The sequence below is a fragment of the Mucilaginibacter kameinonensis genome (assembly GCF_003675385.1).
Classification (GTDB): domain Bacteria; phylum Bacteroidota; class Bacteroidia; order Sphingobacteriales; family Sphingobacteriaceae; genus Mucilaginibacter; species Mucilaginibacter kameinonensis.
In genome coordinates, this window is record NZ_RCWZ01000005.1 from 40,260 (window position 1) to 58,358 (window position 18,099).

Here is an 18,099-nt window from a genome sequence, read left to right on the forward strand (position 1 = left end):
TGCTTATTTCAATGTGATGTTTGCGCCAATAATAAATGTCCGTACCAAAGGATAATTGCCTCCGGTATCGCCGGTTGCAGCGTAGTTAGCTTCTGGGTCCCAACCAAACCAATTGGTAAAAGTTGCAAGGTTACGACCGGTTACATACAAAGTAAGGGCGTTTAGTTTTAGCTTGTCGGCCAGTGAATTAGGCATGGTATAACTGAAGGTGGCATCTTTAATGCGCGTAAAGTTTGCTTTTTGCGGATAGCCGTAGTTAAGGTAATTTACATAGTTGATGGACGGACGGACATCGCTTTGGTTGGTCGGCGTCCAGTAGCCCAGGCCACTCACAACGTTTTGCCTGCCACCATAGTCAACAAAATTAGTTAGCTGGTTATATTTGGTAACGCCCTGTACGGTTTGGATGAACACACTCAGGTGAAAGTTTTTGTAATGCCACGCACTGGTAACACCGCCTGTCCATTTAGGTGTTGATTGGCCGAGGATAGTCTGGTCTTTACCATCAGATGTAATAACGCCGTTATGATCCAGATCGGCAAATTTCAAATCGCCGGGGATGGCACCTGGATCTTGTTTGGACGGATCTTCGCCAACTTTCCATACGCCAACCTGCTTGTAATCATAAATAACATAAATGGGTTTGCCAATGAAAAGGCGGTTACCGATATCATCTTTTTTATCGCCATACAGGTCGAGAATCTTGTTGTTGTTGGCCGCGAAGTTGAAATTGGTTTCCCACCTAAAATCGCCGCTAACGATGTTTTGGGTACGTAAAGTAACCTCAATACCTTTATTGCCAACCTTACCTACGTTGGATACAATGTTGAGGTAGCCGGTAGCGGCAGGTAGCTGGCGGTAAAGCACCAGATTTTTAGTGGTGGTTTTGTACCCTTCAATAGTACCACTAATGCGACCTTTAAACAAGCTGAAATCGATACCTATATTAGCGCCATACGTGCTTTCCCATTTCAGATCGCTGTTGCCCAATATGTCGGCAACGATGCCTGTTGTTGGTTTGCCGCCGGATGGGATGCTGGTAGTAGAAAATGTGGTAACTGTGGAGTTAGGTACAACTGCCGATTGGTTGCCCGATAAACCATATGAACCACGTAGTTTAAGGTTGTCAATAAATTCGGCCTTTTTCATGAACGATTCGTTACTCACGTTCCAGGCTATTGCAACAGATGGGAATGTACCATATTTATTAGTATTACTGCCAAATGCCGAGTAACCGTCACGACGGGCTGTGGCTGTTATCAGGTAACGGCTATCATAGCTGTAATTGATCCTCGCCATTTGCGATACAATGGTAGTTTTGATGTACGATGAAGAAGCCGAGAACGTAGAAGCGCCTTGTAATGCATTAAACTGCAGCGCATCGTTAATAAAGCCCGAGGCATTGAGGGTTGATGAATATTCCCTGTTCTGCTGGGCGCTGTATAAGCCGGTGAAATCGATGTGGTGCTTATTCCAGTTCTTCTCGTAGGTCAGGATGTTTTCAACTACCCAGTTGTTGCGCTCGCCATTGCTTACCGTTGCCGAACCATTGGTAATATCGCCGGCCAATCTTCCCTGGTAGTATTGATACAGGGTAGGGAGGTAGTTGTAACTGGCATTAACACGGTATTTTAGCCCAGCCAATGGTTTTACTTCAGCATAAACGTTGGTTATGAAGTTCTCGCGCCTGTCGTTCCTTGTTGTAGTAAGGCCAAGCATAGGGCTTTGAAAAGCCAGATCGCCCGACATGGGGAAAATTGTATAATTGCCATCCGGGTCTTTAAACCTACCATAAGGACTCATTTGCATAGCCTGCTGCAGGTTTACGCGACCGCCGTCAAAGTTATTGAGCGTCATGTACAGGTTAGCGCCAACAGTTAAAAAGCTGGCTAATGTCGCGTCAATGTTTGAGCGGATGCTCCCGCGTTTATTCTGGAAGCCTTTAAGTAAACCTTTCTCGCGGAAGTAATCGCCCGATACAAAGTATCTTACATCCTTACCGCCCCCGGTAATACTCAGGTTATGGTCCTGGATAAAACCCTGTTGTGAAATTTCCTTTAGCCAGTCGGTAGTTTTCCCGGCAGCATAATTTTCCTGCTCATATTGGTTCGGAACGGGGAAATTATTGTCTACACCGGCTTCCAGTTTGTAGTCGGCATATTTCTGCACATACTCCGCCGGACCCATAGGTTTCACCTTATGTGCAAAATATTCCGGACCCGCGTAGTTGCTGAAAGAGATTGACGCCTTACCCGCTTTACCATGTTTGGTAGTGATCAGTAAAACACCGTTGGCACCACGTGTACCATAAATGGCAGTGGCCGATACATCCTTTAATATATCTATTGAAGCGATATCATTGGTGTTGATATCATTTAATGAAAGGCTTTGGAAGGGTGTTCCGTCAATAACAATCAGCGGATCGGTGCTTCCTGTGATAGTGTTTACGCCACGTACCACAATGCTGGGACTTTCGCCAGGGGCATTGGTACCTGTGGTGATATTAACTCCGGCAACGGTACCTTCCATGGCCTGTAACACGTTTGGTGCTGGTATCTCGGATAAGCGGGCTTTGGGAACTGATGACACGGAACCAGTAACATCCGATCGTTTGGCGGTTCCATAGCCTATAACAACAACATCGGCCAGTGTTTTGTTGATGGATGCCATCATGATCTGTATTGGTGCCGATTGATTGGCCTTAACCTCTACAGGATGATAGTTTACTGCCGAGATTTCCAAAATAGCGCCGGCGGCTACTTCAATTTTAAAGGAGCCGTCGGGATTGGCAACTGTTCCTTTGGTTGTGTTTTTAATTTTGATGGTAGCGCCACTTACGCCCTGAAGCGTTAGGCTGTCAATTACCCGGCCGCTAACCAAGTGGTTTTGCGCGCTTGCCCTATAGCTTCCTATAATAAACAGGAGAATCATGGCAAACTTAAATGTCGTCTTACCCCAACACCGGGATAGGGTGTATCCGGCTAAGGTAGAAGCATGCATGTTGATAGGTGGTCGTAGTTTCATCATAGCTCTAATTGTTTGGGTTTTAATAAATGTTAATTCATTGATCTGTGATTAAAAATGGTAGAAACCGGTAGAAGAATTGTTTTTACGTTAACGGTAACAAAATAAACGTGTACGTACACGTAAACAAATTTATTTGTTTTTAATAATTTTCCAAACGTTTTGAGATTTTATTTATCGATTAGGGCTAAAAAGGTTTGAAAAAGCGGGAAAAGCAGGTTTTTAGGTCTATAAAGACCATAAAATCAGGATAATTAGGAGGATGAAAATAGAGGAGGGGCTTAAAGAACTTTAGGCGAAATGTATTGGCCTGAAAAACTCAGGGCGATGGAAATCGGGAGAGGGGGTATCAATGTAAACCCACGAAAAATAATGAGGTTGAGGCAGCATATCGCCGCATTTGGTAAAATTGGCTTCGCAGGTTATGTTTTGAAGAAAGGAGATATCGCTGAATAGAAATGTGCTAAGGGAAATATAAACGCCGATTTTCCAATTGATTAACCCGGTTTTATTTTGGTTGCTGATAGAAACCTGGAGGTTTTGTTCTATTTTGTGCAGTATCGCAACCGGTAAAAACTTCCGTTGAAACCTATCCGGGCCGTAAGCAGCCTTTATTGAACCAAGACAGTTAAACTCAAAATTGTAATAACCGATATCGCTTGGAAAGCGAAAAAAAAACTCCACACAGTTATCAAAGTGGACGTCATCGTTAAAACTTCTTTTCCTGGATTGCAGGAATTTATCCCAGACATCAAAGGTTAACCATATACCGTTGCCATCATGAGCGATGCCAATTTGGGATTCCTGTTGTAAAGCGGTGTTCCATAAAGCATGTTGCAGAGTCAGCGCAGCCATATCGCTGCCTGTGGCAGAAAACGGAATAACTGTTTCTGTGGAGATCATGATTTATGGTACAATCAGGGCTTTGAAATGATAGCTTATAATAGCGAGGCACTTTGAGTATCAAGGTACAAGGTAGCGTTATGGTGTTCACGCAGAATGGTTGACGGAAATTCAACTGATACCGGCTCATTCAGTGTTTTCCGTACCGCATCGGCTTTATTGATCCCCGGTACCATACAAAATATATACTTAGCTGCTACTAAGACCGGTATGGTAAGGGTTAATGCTTTTACCGGTACATCTTCAAGTCGTTTAAAACAGTCATCGTTAACCTGCTGCTGGCGGCAAACCGGGTCGAGTGTTACGATCTTGATAATCTCGGGGTCATTAAAATCGGCTTGGAAGGGCTCATTAAAGGCAAGATGCGTGTTTTCGCCTATCCCCATAAAAACAATATCAGGTTTATTGTCACTGAGCAGGTTGGCGTAGCGCTCGCGTTCTTTATTTATATCCAATGCGTTGCCATCTATATAATTTACACTCCGGAAATTAGCGTGAGCAAATATGGCTTCTTTTAAAAAGTTTCCGAAGCTTTGAGACGCTCCTGCAGGCAAACCAAGGTACTCATCCATGTGGAAAGCGTTAATCCTTTCCCATACAATCGAATTATCATTTTTCAGGCTTTCTAAAAAAGTGGATTGTGAAGGAGCCGCGGCGAAAATGATGTTGATTTGTTCTTTTTCGTTTAGCAGTTTTTTTATGGTTGCGGCAGCGTTGGCAGCGGCTTTTGCACCCAGCGCTTGTCTGTCGGCCAGTGTGATAACGTTTAGGTTTTGGTATGTCGTTGTCATTTTAGTATCAATTAAGCTTTGCTCAGGCTTTGTAAATAGTTTGTCCTTTAACAATGGTTTGCAAAACGTCAAAATCGTCGGTCATCAGTACCAGGTCTGCATCTTTACCTGCTGTTAATGAGCCTTTCTGCTGATCAACGCCCATTACTCTGGCCGGATTTATCGTCATCATTTTTATCGCCTCAACTAATGGCACATCCGCCAGTTGAACCATGTTTTTAACCAGCTTGTTGCAGGTTACCACGCTGCCGGCAAATGCCGAGCGATCAGGTAGTTTGGCTACCTCATCTTCCACAATGACTTTAAAATTGTCTTCGAGTGTGCCAAGATAGCTTTCACCGGGAGGAAGACCTGCTGCGCGCATAGCATCTGTGATCAATGAAATATTATCATATCCTTTCAGCTTGCAGACCAATTTAAGCAGGGCAGGGGGAAGGTGCACACCATCTGCAATGATCTCTACAGTCATATTATCCAGAAAATACGTAGCCTCAACAGAGCCGGCATAGCGATAAGCATCTTTGCGGAACACAGTAGACATGCAGCTATAGAAATGCGTTACATGCGTGAAGCCGTTATGAAATGCTTCAATTACATCCTCAAAAACAGCGTCAGTGTGTGCTATGGCGGCTAATACATTTTTGCTTTTCAGGTACCTGCCAAATTCCATCGCATCCGGCAGTTCCGGGGCAGCGCTCCAGCGTTTTACAAAAGGAAACCTTTCAATGATCCGGGTGTATTCCGCAGGATCAGGATCTTTGATATAAAGTGGGTTTTGCGCTCCTTTTTGCTCCATCGAAACGTAGGGCCCTTCAATATGAAAACCAATAAATTCGGCTCCGTTATGATTCAGTTTTGAGGCCGATTCATAGCATTCCAAAGTCTTCTCCAAATCAGCAAAGCTGGAACTCAGGCTGGTTGGCGTCATGGCGGTAGTACCAAACCGTGCGTGCATTTCGGCTATCTTTAAATAAGCTTCAACGTTGTTATCCATAAAATCAAAACCGCCTCCACCATGCACATGGATATCAATAAAACCGGGACATAAAAGATTTCCCCCGGCGTCAATTTCATTGTCGCAGGTAAAATCAACCGGGCCGTTTTCAATTACTTTGATCCGCCCGTTTTCGGCTATCAAGGTGCCGTTAGGGTAAATGCCGTTGGGCGTTATAATGCGTGTGTTGCTTATTTTTAAAAAAGGTGACATTAGTTGGTCCTTAGTTTCCATGTGTTTAGTTTGTAACCCCGTAGCGCGAAAAATACCAGATATGCATAGCAGGGCAGTGATATAAGTCGGCAAGGTAGCTATATGTCATCGGTAAAAATGTTTTCAGTTTTGCTTTGGTTTGTTTTTCGTGTACGTACACGGTGCAATAATAGTGAATTTTCAATATCAAAAAAATATTTTTTAATTATCTGCGTAAATCGGGTCCCAATGGATTGTGTTGATACAGTTGGAGAAGCCTTTGCGTTGTGAGACCAACTTAGCCGCTTCAATTTTTCTTGCAAATAGCGACAATAATATTTGGAAAATTAAAATCAACAAGATAATTTCGTTTTTCGTGTACGTACACGAAAAACGAAATTAAGTTATGAAAAACCTCCGGCCCAATTTCAAGAGATTTACGAAGCACAGTTTATTTGTAGTGTTATTACTTTGTTCAATTGCTATTCAAAGCCGCGCGCAGGATAGGTTGAAGGTGAAAGCTTTTCACGTCGATCTGCGCATCCAAGTAATGACCATGCCTGCGCTAAAACAACTGGCGCTGAAGCTGCATAACCAGGGCATCAATACATTGATTATGGAGTGGGAGGGTTCATATCCTTATAGCGGGGAATCGGTTATCTCCAATAAGTATGCTTACACACGCGCAGAGATAAAAGATTTTATAAAATACTGTGGTAGCCTGCATATAGATGTTATCCCTTTACAGCAAACGTTCGGGCATGTTGAATACATCTTACGGCATTATAAATATGCCGCGTTAAGGGAAGACGATAAGGATTTTTCGCAGGTATGCCCAAGCGAACCCGAACTGAACCGGGAGTTGTTTACCAAGCTGATTAAAGATATGATCAGCCTACATGATTCGCCGTACGTACACATCGGTGGCGACGAAACCTTTTTATTGGGGCATTGTGAAAAATGCAAGAAGAAAGCTGCCGAAGTAGGACTGTCACGACTGTACTTTGATCATATCAAACTCATCTGCGATATTGTTAGCGGGTTGGATAAGAAACCGGTAGTATGGGCAGATATCGCCCTGAAATACCCGGACTATATTCACTTGTTGCCTAAAGAAACAGTTTTTGTTGACTGGAATTATGGCTGGAACCCAAATCTTTTTGGCAACCGTGATAAGCTGCTGGCAAGTGGCTATGAAGTATGGGGAGCGCCGTCTATCCGTAGCGAGCCCGATAATTTTTATATTGAAAAGTGGTGGAATCATTTCGAGAATATCCACAATTTTATACCGCAGATCAAAGCTTTACATTATCAGGGCGTGGTGATGACTTCCTGGTCAACCTCGGGAGCTTACTCAACGGTATTTGACTCTAACGATGATCCGGTGGCTTTATATCCCATCCGTCGTGTTTATCCCTTATCGGCATTTAACATGCTCATTACAGCCTACACTGAGGCGGTTAAAAGTAACCAGCCATTGGATATATCCGCTTTTATCCGTGATTACTGCAAAACCAATTATGGGTTTAGTCTGGCGGATGCAGACCTATTCAGGAAAGCCCTGTTTACGGCTCCTTATCCTGTTGCGTTTGGTAAGGTAAAAAGCAAAACAGATTTGTCGCTTAATAATTTAGCTGACAGTACGCGGAACGCGTTAAATACCTTGAATAAATTGAAGCCACAGAAAAACCAGCAGGAGTTTGAGCATTACCGTTTAATGGCCGAAATTAGGTTGTTTTACCTAAACACGCTACAGTTGGAAGCCGCTATGAACAGCGACGAATTTAACGAAAGCGTAAAAGGGAAATACCGTGCCACTGCAGTTGTATTAAAGGATCAATCCGTTAAACTTGATGAAAAATTTAATCGGCTTAACGGCGGGTTTTTAAAGGCAGGCGAACTTGCTGATGAAAAGGCGCTTCGCAACGCCAAGCTTAATGAGCTTTTCGATAAACTGGTGAGATAGATCTGGAATGAAGAAACACCTCTGAAAATTTTTTCAGAGGTGTTTTATTTGATCATCCGGGGTCTTACGAAGGTTATTTTATTTAATCATCGTTATAATTTCGACATCATAAGAGTTTTAACGTTGTCGTTTTTTAACAACAATGCTATCGATGCCCATACCGTTGATTAATTAAAGACCGACCTTGATAAGTAGAACAAATACGGGGCAGCCTAAGTTGAATGCATTATACTGATCAAAACAATTTTACAATCAACAGATCAAAATAATTGCCGGCGCCGGGTATTTTTTAGCGCAAAAAAGAAAATAATTCGCATATTTACCACCCGATGAAAATCGGATATATGACTCCGTAGCTCAGCTGGTAGAGCAAATGACTCTTAATCATTGGGTCGAGAGTTCGAATCTCTCCGGGGTCACTGAAAGAAGACGATCAATTTTGATCGTCTTCTTTGTATTTTACTATCTGTTAGTTGGCAGCAGTTGCGCGATAACCTATAAACGGTTCGGGATTTTATTAAAACAAAAGGATTTTTTTCTGAAAGCCAAAGAATCTCTTCAAATACAGCAGTTGCCACTAACTGCCCTGCAAAATGGCTTCGGCGATCAGCCTATATCCTGCGTAATAGGATGTGTTCAATGCTGGGAACGATGAGGAAAGTAAAACAAACTCCTCAATAACGTAAGATTTAGTTTTGTGCTTTTCAGGGTGCCGTTCACGGTCATGGATAGGTATGCTACTTTGCACGGAATGCCGACTTTAGGATAGATGTCGAAGAGTCCGTCATTTCGCAGGCCTGGTAAATTTCCGCTCGCCCGGTTTTAGATAAGTATTGATACAAGGCCTATATAAGAATCCTTACGCCCCAAATTTGAATTGAAACTATTAGTTTTGAAAACTTAAACATAAATCTTACACAAATGAATTTTTTAAGACGCTTTTCTAAGCTCAAATACATAATATCTGTAATAATTATTTTAATAGTTTTAATTGTACTTGGTATCCTGTACACTCGTCGATTAGAGCCATCTTATTATTTTTTTGGAGATAGCATAACGATGGGCGTGAAAACGAAGTATCCGGAGAAACAAAGATGGGCCACTTTAATTTGCAATCAAAGGCATGTTAATCAGTATAATTTTGGTGTGAGTGGGCAACCATTAACAAGTGTTGATGCCGGGTATGGTATAAATAGCGGATTTATGGCAAACTATAGCGATTTAATTCCTAAAAAGGAGAAGGCGACCGACAGGCTCGTTTTCGCATATGGTACAAATGATATCGGTTCTTACAATTACTATGGCCCCGCAAAGGCTACGTCTGTAGATCATTTTAAATCTGCATATCGTCGGGTGTTTTCTTTTTGCCTGAAACAAGGTTGGAAGCCCGAAGATATATTGGTAATTTCCAGGTACTATTTTAAAGAATATCCTAATCAAAAACTCGTAAAGTTACCTGTGGACCAAAATAGAGCAAATAATTTTAGCATTGGGGTACAGGAAGTTTGTAAAGAGTTTGGGATACAGAATTGTATCGACCTTACTCAATCAATGATACAAGCTGGGGGAACGAAAATTTTAGTATCGGATGAAACACATCCTGATGTAAAAGGGCATGAGGTTATAGCTACAGCTATTAATTCATGGCTTAAGGATCATAAATCACAATGGTAACAATAACATAATTAACAAACTAAAACGCTACCGATAGTTAAAAAAATATTATCATTGCAGACAAAATTTACGAATGCAAACCTATTCGAATTCCAAGATATTTTACAATTTACAATGTTGCAGAGGCATTGCTGCGGTTATGGTCCTTATGGCACATGCGAATCTTATGGTAGATAAGCAGATGTTTTCTGGTGCTTTTATTGTTGGATGGAGTGGCGTAGACTTTTTCTTTATTTTAAGTGGCTTTATTATCTATTACATTAATTTTAAATATGCGGGCAAGAGAAATGAGTTAAAACAATATTTAAATAAAAGATTGATAAGAGTTTATCCGATATACTGGCTTTATACTACAGGTTTTCTTATACTCAATTATTTACTGCTAAAATTTGCGGGTAAAGGGATTGTCAATTGGATCAACTTGGATTTTATGGGGATTCTGCGCTCATATTTGTTATATCCAACCAATATTGTAAAAAGCGAAATGCCAATTATTCCTGTGGCCTGGACGCTAAGTTTTGAAATAATATTTTATATCATTTTTGGGGTGTACATATTGACAAGTAAGAAGATATTTCAACTTATAGTTGGGATATGGATGCTCTTCGTCGCTTTAAACTTTTTCAAAGTTATAGATGTAACTCCCTCTCCTTTGTTGTCGACTTTATGTAGTGCAAAAAATATTGAATTTATCTATGGATGCGTTATAGCTGACTTGTCGTTAAAAAATAGAATTATCCGAAAACGATCTATTGGTATATCGGTTCTCCTTGTAGGATTGGTACTGTTAGTCACATCATGGATTAATGAGATGGACCAATTCAGATACTTTCCCAAAATGGATAGCTTGAATTTTGGAATTCCTTACAGCCTGATTATCTACGGACTCATCTCATTGGAAACGTATAAATCAAATAGCAAAATAAAGAATTCATTAGTGTATCTGGGGGATGCATCATACTCAATATATTTAGTACATTTTATTTCAATTGTTATTTTGGACGTTATTCTTAAACGTATCATGCACAACCATTACGGGATTTTTGTTATAATAACAGTGGTTTTGGCGGCAGCGGGATGTATATGTTATTCCTGGATTGAGATGCCTTTGTTAAAGACTATCAGAAGGTATTCAAAGAAGCAAAATGCTCCGGTTACGGTCTAATTAATACCCAATTGCAGTATATTGATCGGAAATTTGAGTCCTTTGCCGTCCGGCATTTGACAAATAAAAAGACATTGGGCACAATGCTCTGAAAGGTAAGTACCTCGTGAGTTGTTTTTGATAAGTCGCGGAAATCAAGGCACATACGTCAAAACGTATTGGTACCATAGACCTATGCTCTTTACTAATTTAAATCCCCAGATTTATATCCACTAAAGTACCTTAAATTGAAATAATCCCGATTCAGATGTATTACCGTTTGAATCACGGGTAACCACTTTCCAGTAAAATGTGGTTGCTTGTCTTACCGGCAGTTTGTTGTAAAAGCTGTCTTTTATTTTGGCTGCAACTAATGGCGGTGTAGTACTATCACCAAAATATAAATCGTAATTCAAGATATCATTATCTACATCGCTGGCTTTCCAAACTACGTTATACGTGTGTTCGGTTGAGGTGGCAACGCTTGCGCCTACAGCGGGGCTTACGGCTTCGGCAGGGAAGGGTGCATATGATACTACTCCCGGACCCGAATTGTAAAATTTCCAGGTATCGCTTAACGTTTTGGCATCAGTGTTTTTTGATGATAAGGAAACAACGTTCCATGAATAAGGGGTGTTGCGATCAAGTGTTACTTCTAACTGCGTTTGCGTGGCCGGTTGTGAGACGCTTGCGCCGGTAAGGAGGTTTTTTATACTGATCGAGTAACTATCGGCATTGCTGGCGCTGCTCCATTTAAATACCACTTTGCTTTGAGTAGCGGATACGACGGTGCCTTGGTTACACAATTCGTCTTTTGCCGGAAACAGCAATGCCGAAACACCGGGTACTGGAGGAGGTTGCGGTGGAGTATCGCCGCCGCCGCTTTTACCGCAGCCTGTTGCTATCAATAATATGGTTATATAGGTAAGTAATTTTCTCATTTTTTAATGATCTTGAAAACCGACTCAACGTTGTCGGCCTGCATGTTTAAAGAATAGGTTCCGTTTTTTAATCCAGCCAGGCTAAGCTGAACAACTCCTGTCTGGTTATGAAATTTTTGCTGATATAATAACCGGCCATCGGCAATGTTAAATACCCTGATGGTGCAGTTGCTGACAACGGTATCACCAAGGTTAACATTCAAAATATCTTGGAATGGATTTGGATAAGGCAGCGCGTTATCACTCAACGCAATGGTTTTTTCAATGATTCCCTGGCAAAGCTTATCTGTTGCTACCACGAGCTTATTGTTGCCTTTGCGTAATGGTAATGAAATAGAATTATCGGTGGTGTGGTAAACGGTACCATTTAGCTCAACCGCGTAATTATCACTGCCGTTTAAGCTCAGGTTAACGGTTTGTGTTGCTTTATTAACAGATGAAAATACCGACAGGTCCTGAGGTTGGGTGATCACAAGATCATAACATTGTTTATAGTCTGCCTGGCCATCAACGGTGATGCAAACGTTATAAGTTCCTGCAGTTAAATTATCGATAGTTAAATTATTGGTAAACGTATATTGCTTATTTAACCCGTTGCCGGTTAGCACAGCCTGGTAGAAGAGTGACTGTATTGCTGTAATACCGATAATGCCGTTGTTTTCGCCTTTGCAGGTAGCGCTTGTTGCCGATACTTTGAAATTACTTGCCGGTAAGGTATAAATGACAGTAACCGTAATTTCATCAGATGTTAAGCTAATACCGGCATGGGTTAAGGTAACGCTATAATTTCCGGATTCGGTAGCCTTAAAGGTTTGCTGTGTTGCGCCACTGATATTTTTACCGTTCTTCATCCACTGATAAGCATAATCGGTGCCGATAGTGGCATAAAGTGTAACGCTACCACCGCTTACAAAAGTTGTTTGGCCACCGGCTGTAACTTTAGGTTTAGGTGTAAATAAGAAGCCGGTGATGGAACCGGCGCCTGCAGGCGATTCAAGATAGATGTCACCTTCAGCACCATCACCAACTGTTGCAGTGATCCGGTCATCTCCCTGCACAACAAATGCTTTGGCCGGTACCGAGCCAAACCCTAAGCGGGTAGTATTGAGGAAGCCATGACCTGTTATGGTAACAATTGTTCCCGCTACAGCCACTTTTGGTGAAAACCCTGTTATGGCGGTTGGTGGTACTACCACAAACCCCTTTATAGTGGCCGAACCGATTGGTGTGGTTACTACTATATCGCCACCGACAGCACCCCGGCCCACATATGCAAATAGTGCCGTTGCGGATTCGCTTGAAAATGATGCTGCGGGCACGCCGCCAATTGTTACCGAAGTAACGTTGGTAAGGTTTGTGCCTGTTAAGTACACCCTTGAGCCTATAAAGCCCTGAGCGGGAACAAAAGAGGCCAGTGTTGGTGCCGGCTGCGACTGAATGAATGTAAAGCCGTTGATATTAGCGGTGCCTGCCGGGGTGGTTATATACACCGTACCGCTGCTACCCGCGCCAACTACAGCCGTAATGCTGGTAGGACTGTTTACTGTAAAAGAAGTTGCCGGGCTACTCATGAAGCGAACGTCGGTAGTCCCGGTTAGGTTAGTTCCGGTGATGGTTATCGGAGTGCCTACAGTGCCTGATGTGGGGCTTATTGAAGTTAAGGTTGGCGGATACAAATAGGTAAAGCCCGGAAAACTTACTGTGTTGCCGTCGTTAGTAAGGGTGATATCACCGCTTGCGCCTGTACTGCCCGGTACGGCGGTTATTTTGGTATCACTAAGTATACTGAATGATTTTGCCCGTATACCACCAAAGCTTACGCTGGTGACACTTTTCAGATTGCTGCCGTTAATTACAACGGTTGAACCTGCATAACCTGTAGCATCAGCCGAAGTGATAACAGGTGGTGCTATGAAAGTAAAACCCGTCTGTTTGGCTGTGCCGCCGGGGGTTGTTACCACTACGTCACCACTGGCCGATGGGCCGATTACTGCCGTAATGGTTGTTGCAGAGTTAACTAAAAATGATTTTGCAGGTACGCCACCAAAGCTTACAGCTGTGGCTCCTGAAAAATTATTGCCTGTAATGGTGATTGTAGCGCCTGCACCTGCACTGTTGGGAGTAAAATAAGATACAACAGGCGCGCTTATAAAGGTAAAGCCAGCCAGGCTTCCGGTGCCCCCCGATGTGGTAACAGCTACGTTGCCGCTGCCTGCTGCATTTACGGTGGCAGTAATGCTTGTTGCACTGTTTACGGTAAATGATTGCGCCTTATAGGTTCCAAAAGTAACTGCGGTTGCACCTGTAAAATTAGTCCCGGTTATATTTACTACACCACCTGTAGGCGCTGTATTGGGCGTAAAGGCAGTAACGGTTGGCGGTACAATATAGGCAAAAGTGGCCGTGCCTCCTGGCGTGGTTAGTACAACGTTACCAGTAGGTGCTTTGCTGGTAACAGCAGTAACCATGCTCCGCGAATTTATTTTGAAGGATGTTACAGGCGTTCCACCTATACTCACATCAGTAGTACCGGTAAAATCGGAGCCGTTGATGACTACGGTATATGTACCGCCCGAAGAGCTTGTTGACAGTGACTGAATAACGGGTTTAGGTAAAAAGTTAAAGGCATTGAGTGCTACTGTACCGTAAGGTGTGGTAAGCGTAATGTCGCCCGAGCGCCCGGTACCAACCACTGCCGTGACCTTTGTGGCCGATTCAACATTAAAACTTGTGGCAGGCACGCCCCCAAAGTAAACTGCTGATGTACCTGTAAGGTTTACACCAGTAATGGTAACGGTTTTGCCTTCGCCTGTAATTTGTGGCGTAAATGACGTAATGCCGGGAGTAAGTAATCCTGACTGATTGATTAATAACGAAACATAATAAGTATTGGATTCGACGATATCGGGTTTGCCGTCGCCATTAACATCGCCTACAGCAATGCCCAGCGGGTATTGGCCGGCATCAAAACTTATTGGGCCGCTAAATACTAAGGCGGTGCCCGTGCTTTTATTGGATAACAATTTCGCTGTACCGCTATCGTGATCAAGAAAAGCAAGGTCCGGCCGGCCGTCGCCATCCATATCGTTCATTACCAAGTCGTCGGAGTATAATTCCGTATAAAAATCAACCTTGGTGTCAAATGATATATTGCCGGGAGTGCTTGTATTGCGTAGGCCACAACCCGTTTTCATTTCACCAAAAAAAGGATGATTGACTACTCCAACGTCGGGCTTGCCATCGTTGTTCATATCGCCAACGGCTATATTATAGGGCGAATTGCCGGCAAGAAAATCTTTTTTTGTATCAAACGAAATAGATGAACCGGATGTGGTGTTTCTTAAAACGGAAATTGTAGCACCTTCATGATTGCCGGTAACAATATCGGCACGCCCATCGCCATCCATATCAACAATTTCAACATCAAATGGAGCAGCACCGGTTACAAAATCAATCTTAGGGTCAAACGAAAGCGCGCCGGGTTTACTTGTGTTTTTATATACAGAAACTACATCGCCTACCTGGTCAATCACTGCGATATCGAGTTTACCATCAAGGTCAAAGTCGCCCGCCTGGAGACCGAAGGCGCTTATCGGTTCTTTGCCAAAAGTAATGCCTTTGGCAAAGGAAATCTGTCCGCCACTGCTTGTGTTAAGGTATGTAGTGAATGTTGGTGACCGATAATTGGCAACGGACAGATCGGGCAATCCGTCACCATCCAAATCTGCAGCTATTACCTTTATAGGATCTATGTCATTACTGATGAAACAATCAGCATTAGGGCCAAAGGGCTTTGTGCTGCTGCCGTTATTTTTATAGATACGTACGCCACCGCCCAGGCCTGTTGTAGTTACTACAAGGTCGGGCTTGCCATCGGCATTGATATCGGCAGTAGTAACCGATCCTGTATAATTATTATCGTCTACCGGGAGGTTTAATTTGGGGGCAAATGCATTGTGGGTTGTAAATACGTTACCGCCGTTATCATAAGTAACAATAAATGGCCTGGCCGAGTATCCTGTTAGGTTATTAGTAGTAACGGCAACCGGCTGAAACGTTGCCCCGGCAGGTACAATAGCAGTTATAGCGCTATTAGTAGCTGATTTCAATGTTGCTTTGGCTGCGCCAAAAAATACGGCATTCAGCGCCGCGTTGGCATTGAAGTTTTTACCACTAATGGTAACTATAGTGCCCGCCGGTCCAGAGGCCGGTGAAATACTGGCAATTATAGGCGCTTGCGCATGTAACTGTATTCCGAAAAGCGTCAGGATAAAGAAAGCAATACAATGTTTAATGTAATGGGTTATTGATATTTCGAGGAGTTTAGGTAAAGATTTATTCATGCAGTTGTGATAGGTTCTCTGTTATCAAAACGTTTGGTTGTTTTTTAACGAGAACGGTTTAAGTTTGAGGCAAATATAGCAAAGCGCTTTGGAAAAGCCAGTCGTTTTTTACTTAAAAGAAAATTGTTTTATTGTTATTTGTATGTTAACAGATAAGTCCTGGTGGTAAATTAAAATTTCGCAACAATGTATTGATTTTGTTGTTGTAATTTTAATAAATGCTGCTTAAATTGTGGAACTTAACATCTACTCCCATGGAAAAAAGAAAATTGCTCAAAATTAACAAGCTTCAGTATGAAAGCTTAGTTAAGGACTTTATCGCCCAAAACGGCCTAAACGTTCAGTATTCGTATACTAAAGATCATTTCTACTTGTTTAGCGACGAGTCTACCATTAATCAACTTGAAACACAGGCTACAAGGATTAGCTAATAAAGTGTAAAATATAAAGGGCCGATAGTATTTACCAACGGCCCTCTTCAATTATCTATTAATTATTTTACACTGCGGCGTAAAGCTCTTCCTGTTGCTTTTGAACTACAGCGCTGTTAATATATTCGTCGTAGGTCATGAGCTTATCAATATAGCCACCCGGGGTTAGCTCAACGATGCGGTTTGCAACGGTTTCAACCAACTCGTGATCTCGCGAGGTGAATAGTATAGTGCCACGGAAGTCTTTCATACCATTATTGAGGGCTGTGATTGATTCCAGATCGAGGTGGTTGGTTGGCTCATCGAACATTAAAAGGTTAGCTTGTTGCAGCATCATGCGGCTAAACATGCAACGCATTTTCTCGCCACCCGAAAGTACGCTGCACCTTTTCATAACCTCTTCGCCCGAGAACAGCATCCGGCCTAAAAAGCCGCGGATAAACTGATCGTCCTTTTCGCCTGGTGAGTATTCGCGCAGCCAGTCTATCAGGTTATCGGTCTTACCGTCGAAGTATTCGCTGCTGTCGTTAGGGATGTCGGCAACGTTGATGGTTACGCCCCATTTAAAAGTACCTGTAAAGTCTTTATCCCGGCCGGTTAAAATATTATAGAAGGCGGTAGTCGCCAAACTGTTTTGCGACAGGATAGAAATCTTATCGCCTTTGTTTACCGTAAAGGTGATATTATTAAACAGCACCTCGCCGTTTAGCGTTTTGCCCAGGTTTTCAACCGTTAAGATCTGGTCACCCGCCTCACGACCAAGGTTGTTGAATATAATACCCGGATATTTACGGTTTGATGGCTGGATCTCATCCAGGTTGATCTTATCCAAAGCCTTTTTACGGCTGGTAGCTTGCTTTGATTTTGACGCGTTAGCGCTAAACCTGCGAATGAATTCCTGAAGCTCTTTAACTTTATCTTCAGCCTTTTTGTTCTGCTCGGCACGTTGCTTCAATGCCAATTGGCTTGATTCATACCAGAAAGTATAGTTACCGGTATAAATGGTCATCTTACCAAAGTCGATATCTACCACGTGGGTACATACAGTATCAAGGAAGTGCCTGTCGTGCGATACAACCAATACAATAGCTTCATATGAGGCAAGGAAATCTTCCAGCCAGCTGATGGTGTGGATGTCCAGGTCGTTGGTAGGCTCATCCAGTAACAGGATATCGGGTTTTCCAAAAAGTGCCTGCGCTAATAAAACGCGTACTTTTTGAGTATTATCAAGGTCTTTAACCAATTGATAATGAAAATCTTCTTTAATGCCAAGGTTGCTCAATAGGGTAGCAGCATTGCTTTCGGCATTCCAGCCGTCCATTTCTGCAAAAAGGTTTTCCAGTTCGCCGGCACGTTCTCCGTCGGCATCGCTGAAATCCTCTTTAAGGTAAATGGCGTCTTTCTCCTTCATTATGGCATACATTTCCTTATGACCCATCATCACAGTTTCAAGAACTGTAAATTCGTCAAAAGCGTAATGGTTCTGGCTTAATACCGCCATGCGCTCGCCCGGAGTAAAACTAACCGAACCGCTGGTTGGATCAATATCGCCCGAAAGAATTTTCAGGAATGTAGATTTACCTGCGCCATTAGCGCCGATAATACCATAACAGTTGCCTTGTGTAAATTTCAGGTTAACGTCTTCAAATAAAGTCCGCTTACCGTAACGTAAAGAAAGATTGGATACCGTGATCAT

11 protein-coding genes and 1 tRNA gene are annotated in these 18,099 nt (G+C 42.6%); 5 read left to right on the forward strand and 7 right to left on the reverse strand.

Translation table 11 applies throughout. The features are described 5' to 3' along the window. Window positions 1–3: 3 nt before the first annotated feature. From EAH55_RS23245 to nagA, 4 genes are all read right to left on the reverse strand, one after another. Window positions 4–3,027: a SusC/RagA family TonB-linked outer membrane protein gene (locus EAH55_RS23245; RefSeq protein WP_121811786.1), complete on the reverse strand. Its 3,024-nt coding sequence runs from the start codon at window positions 3,025–3,027 to the stop codon at window positions 4–6. Window positions 3,028–3,315: 288 nt separating this feature from the next. Further along, the gene (locus EAH55_RS23250; protein ID WP_121811787.1) at window positions 3,316–3,927 is read right to left on the reverse strand and encodes a carbohydrate-binding family 9-like protein; all 612 of its coding nucleotides are present in this window, start codon (window positions 3,925–3,927) and stop codon (window positions 3,316–3,318) included. 35 nt (window positions 3,928–3,962) lie between these two features. After that, on the reverse strand, window positions 3,963–4,718 hold the full coding sequence (locus EAH55_RS23255; RefSeq protein ID WP_121811788.1) for a 6-phosphogluconolactonase: 756 nt from the start codon (window positions 4,716–4,718) through the stop codon (window positions 3,963–3,965). A 22-nt stretch (window positions 4,719–4,740) separates the two neighbouring features. Beyond that, the gene (gene nagA, locus EAH55_RS23260; RefSeq protein ID WP_244228331.1) at window positions 4,741–5,946 is read right to left on the reverse strand and encodes an N-acetylglucosamine-6-phosphate deacetylase; all 1,206 of its coding nucleotides are present in this window, start codon (window positions 5,944–5,946) and stop codon (window positions 4,741–4,743) included. A gap of 364 nt (window positions 5,947–6,310) precedes the next feature. Here nagA and EAH55_RS23265 point away from each other — a divergent pair, with 364 nt between their 5' ends. The 4 genes from EAH55_RS23265 (at window position 6,311) to EAH55_RS23280 (ending at window position 10,709) form a co-directional block, all read left to right on the forward strand. Next, window positions 6,311–7,870 carry a beta-N-acetylhexosaminidase gene (locus EAH55_RS23265; protein ID WP_121811789.1) on the forward strand — a complete coding sequence of 520 codons (1,560 nt, stop codon included), beginning with the start codon at window positions 6,311–6,313 and terminating at the stop codon, window positions 7,868–7,870. A gap of 346 nt (window positions 7,871–8,216) precedes the next feature. After that, a tRNA-Lys gene (locus EAH55_RS23270) sits at window positions 8,217–8,289 on the forward strand. A gap of 502 nt (window positions 8,290–8,791) precedes the next feature. Beyond that, a complete protein-coding gene (locus tag EAH55_RS23275; RefSeq protein WP_121811790.1) occupies window positions 8,792–9,544 on the forward strand; it encodes an SGNH/GDSL hydrolase family protein in 753 nt (250 codons plus the stop codon). Between the two features lie 73 nt (window positions 9,545–9,617). Then, complete coding sequence (locus tag EAH55_RS23280) at window positions 9,618–10,709, forward strand: acyltransferase family protein (protein ID WP_121811791.1); 1,092 nt, start codon at window positions 9,618–9,620, stop codon at window positions 10,707–10,709. A gap of 212 nt (window positions 10,710–10,921) precedes the next feature. On the opposite strand, the gene EAH55_RS23285 is transcribed toward EAH55_RS23280, so the two are convergent. Together EAH55_RS23285 and EAH55_RS23290 are read right to left on the reverse strand one after the other, a co-directional pair. Then, on the reverse strand, window positions 10,922–11,629 hold the full coding sequence (locus tag EAH55_RS23285; RefSeq protein ID WP_121811792.1) for a hypothetical protein: 708 nt from the start codon (window positions 11,627–11,629) through the stop codon (window positions 10,922–10,924). Continuing rightward, complete coding sequence (locus EAH55_RS23290) at window positions 11,626–15,972, reverse strand: IPT/TIG domain-containing protein (protein WP_121811793.1); 4,347 nt, start codon at window positions 15,970–15,972, stop codon at window positions 11,626–11,628. The genes EAH55_RS23285 and EAH55_RS23290 overlap by 4 nt, the downstream gene beginning before the upstream one ends. 254 nt (window positions 15,973–16,226) lie before the next feature. Here EAH55_RS23290 and EAH55_RS23295 point away from each other — a divergent pair, with 254 nt between their 5' ends. Continuing rightward, the gene (locus tag EAH55_RS23295; protein WP_154402355.1) at window positions 16,227–16,403 is read left to right on the forward strand and encodes a hypothetical protein; all 177 of its coding nucleotides are present in this window, start codon (window positions 16,227–16,229) and stop codon (window positions 16,401–16,403) included. A 67-nt stretch (window positions 16,404–16,470) separates the two neighbouring features. On the opposite strand, the gene EAH55_RS23300 is transcribed toward EAH55_RS23295, so the two are convergent. Further along, a complete protein-coding gene (locus EAH55_RS23300) occupies window positions 16,471–18,099 on the reverse strand; it encodes an ABC-F family ATP-binding cassette domain-containing protein (RefSeq protein WP_121811794.1) in 1,629 nt (542 codons plus the stop codon).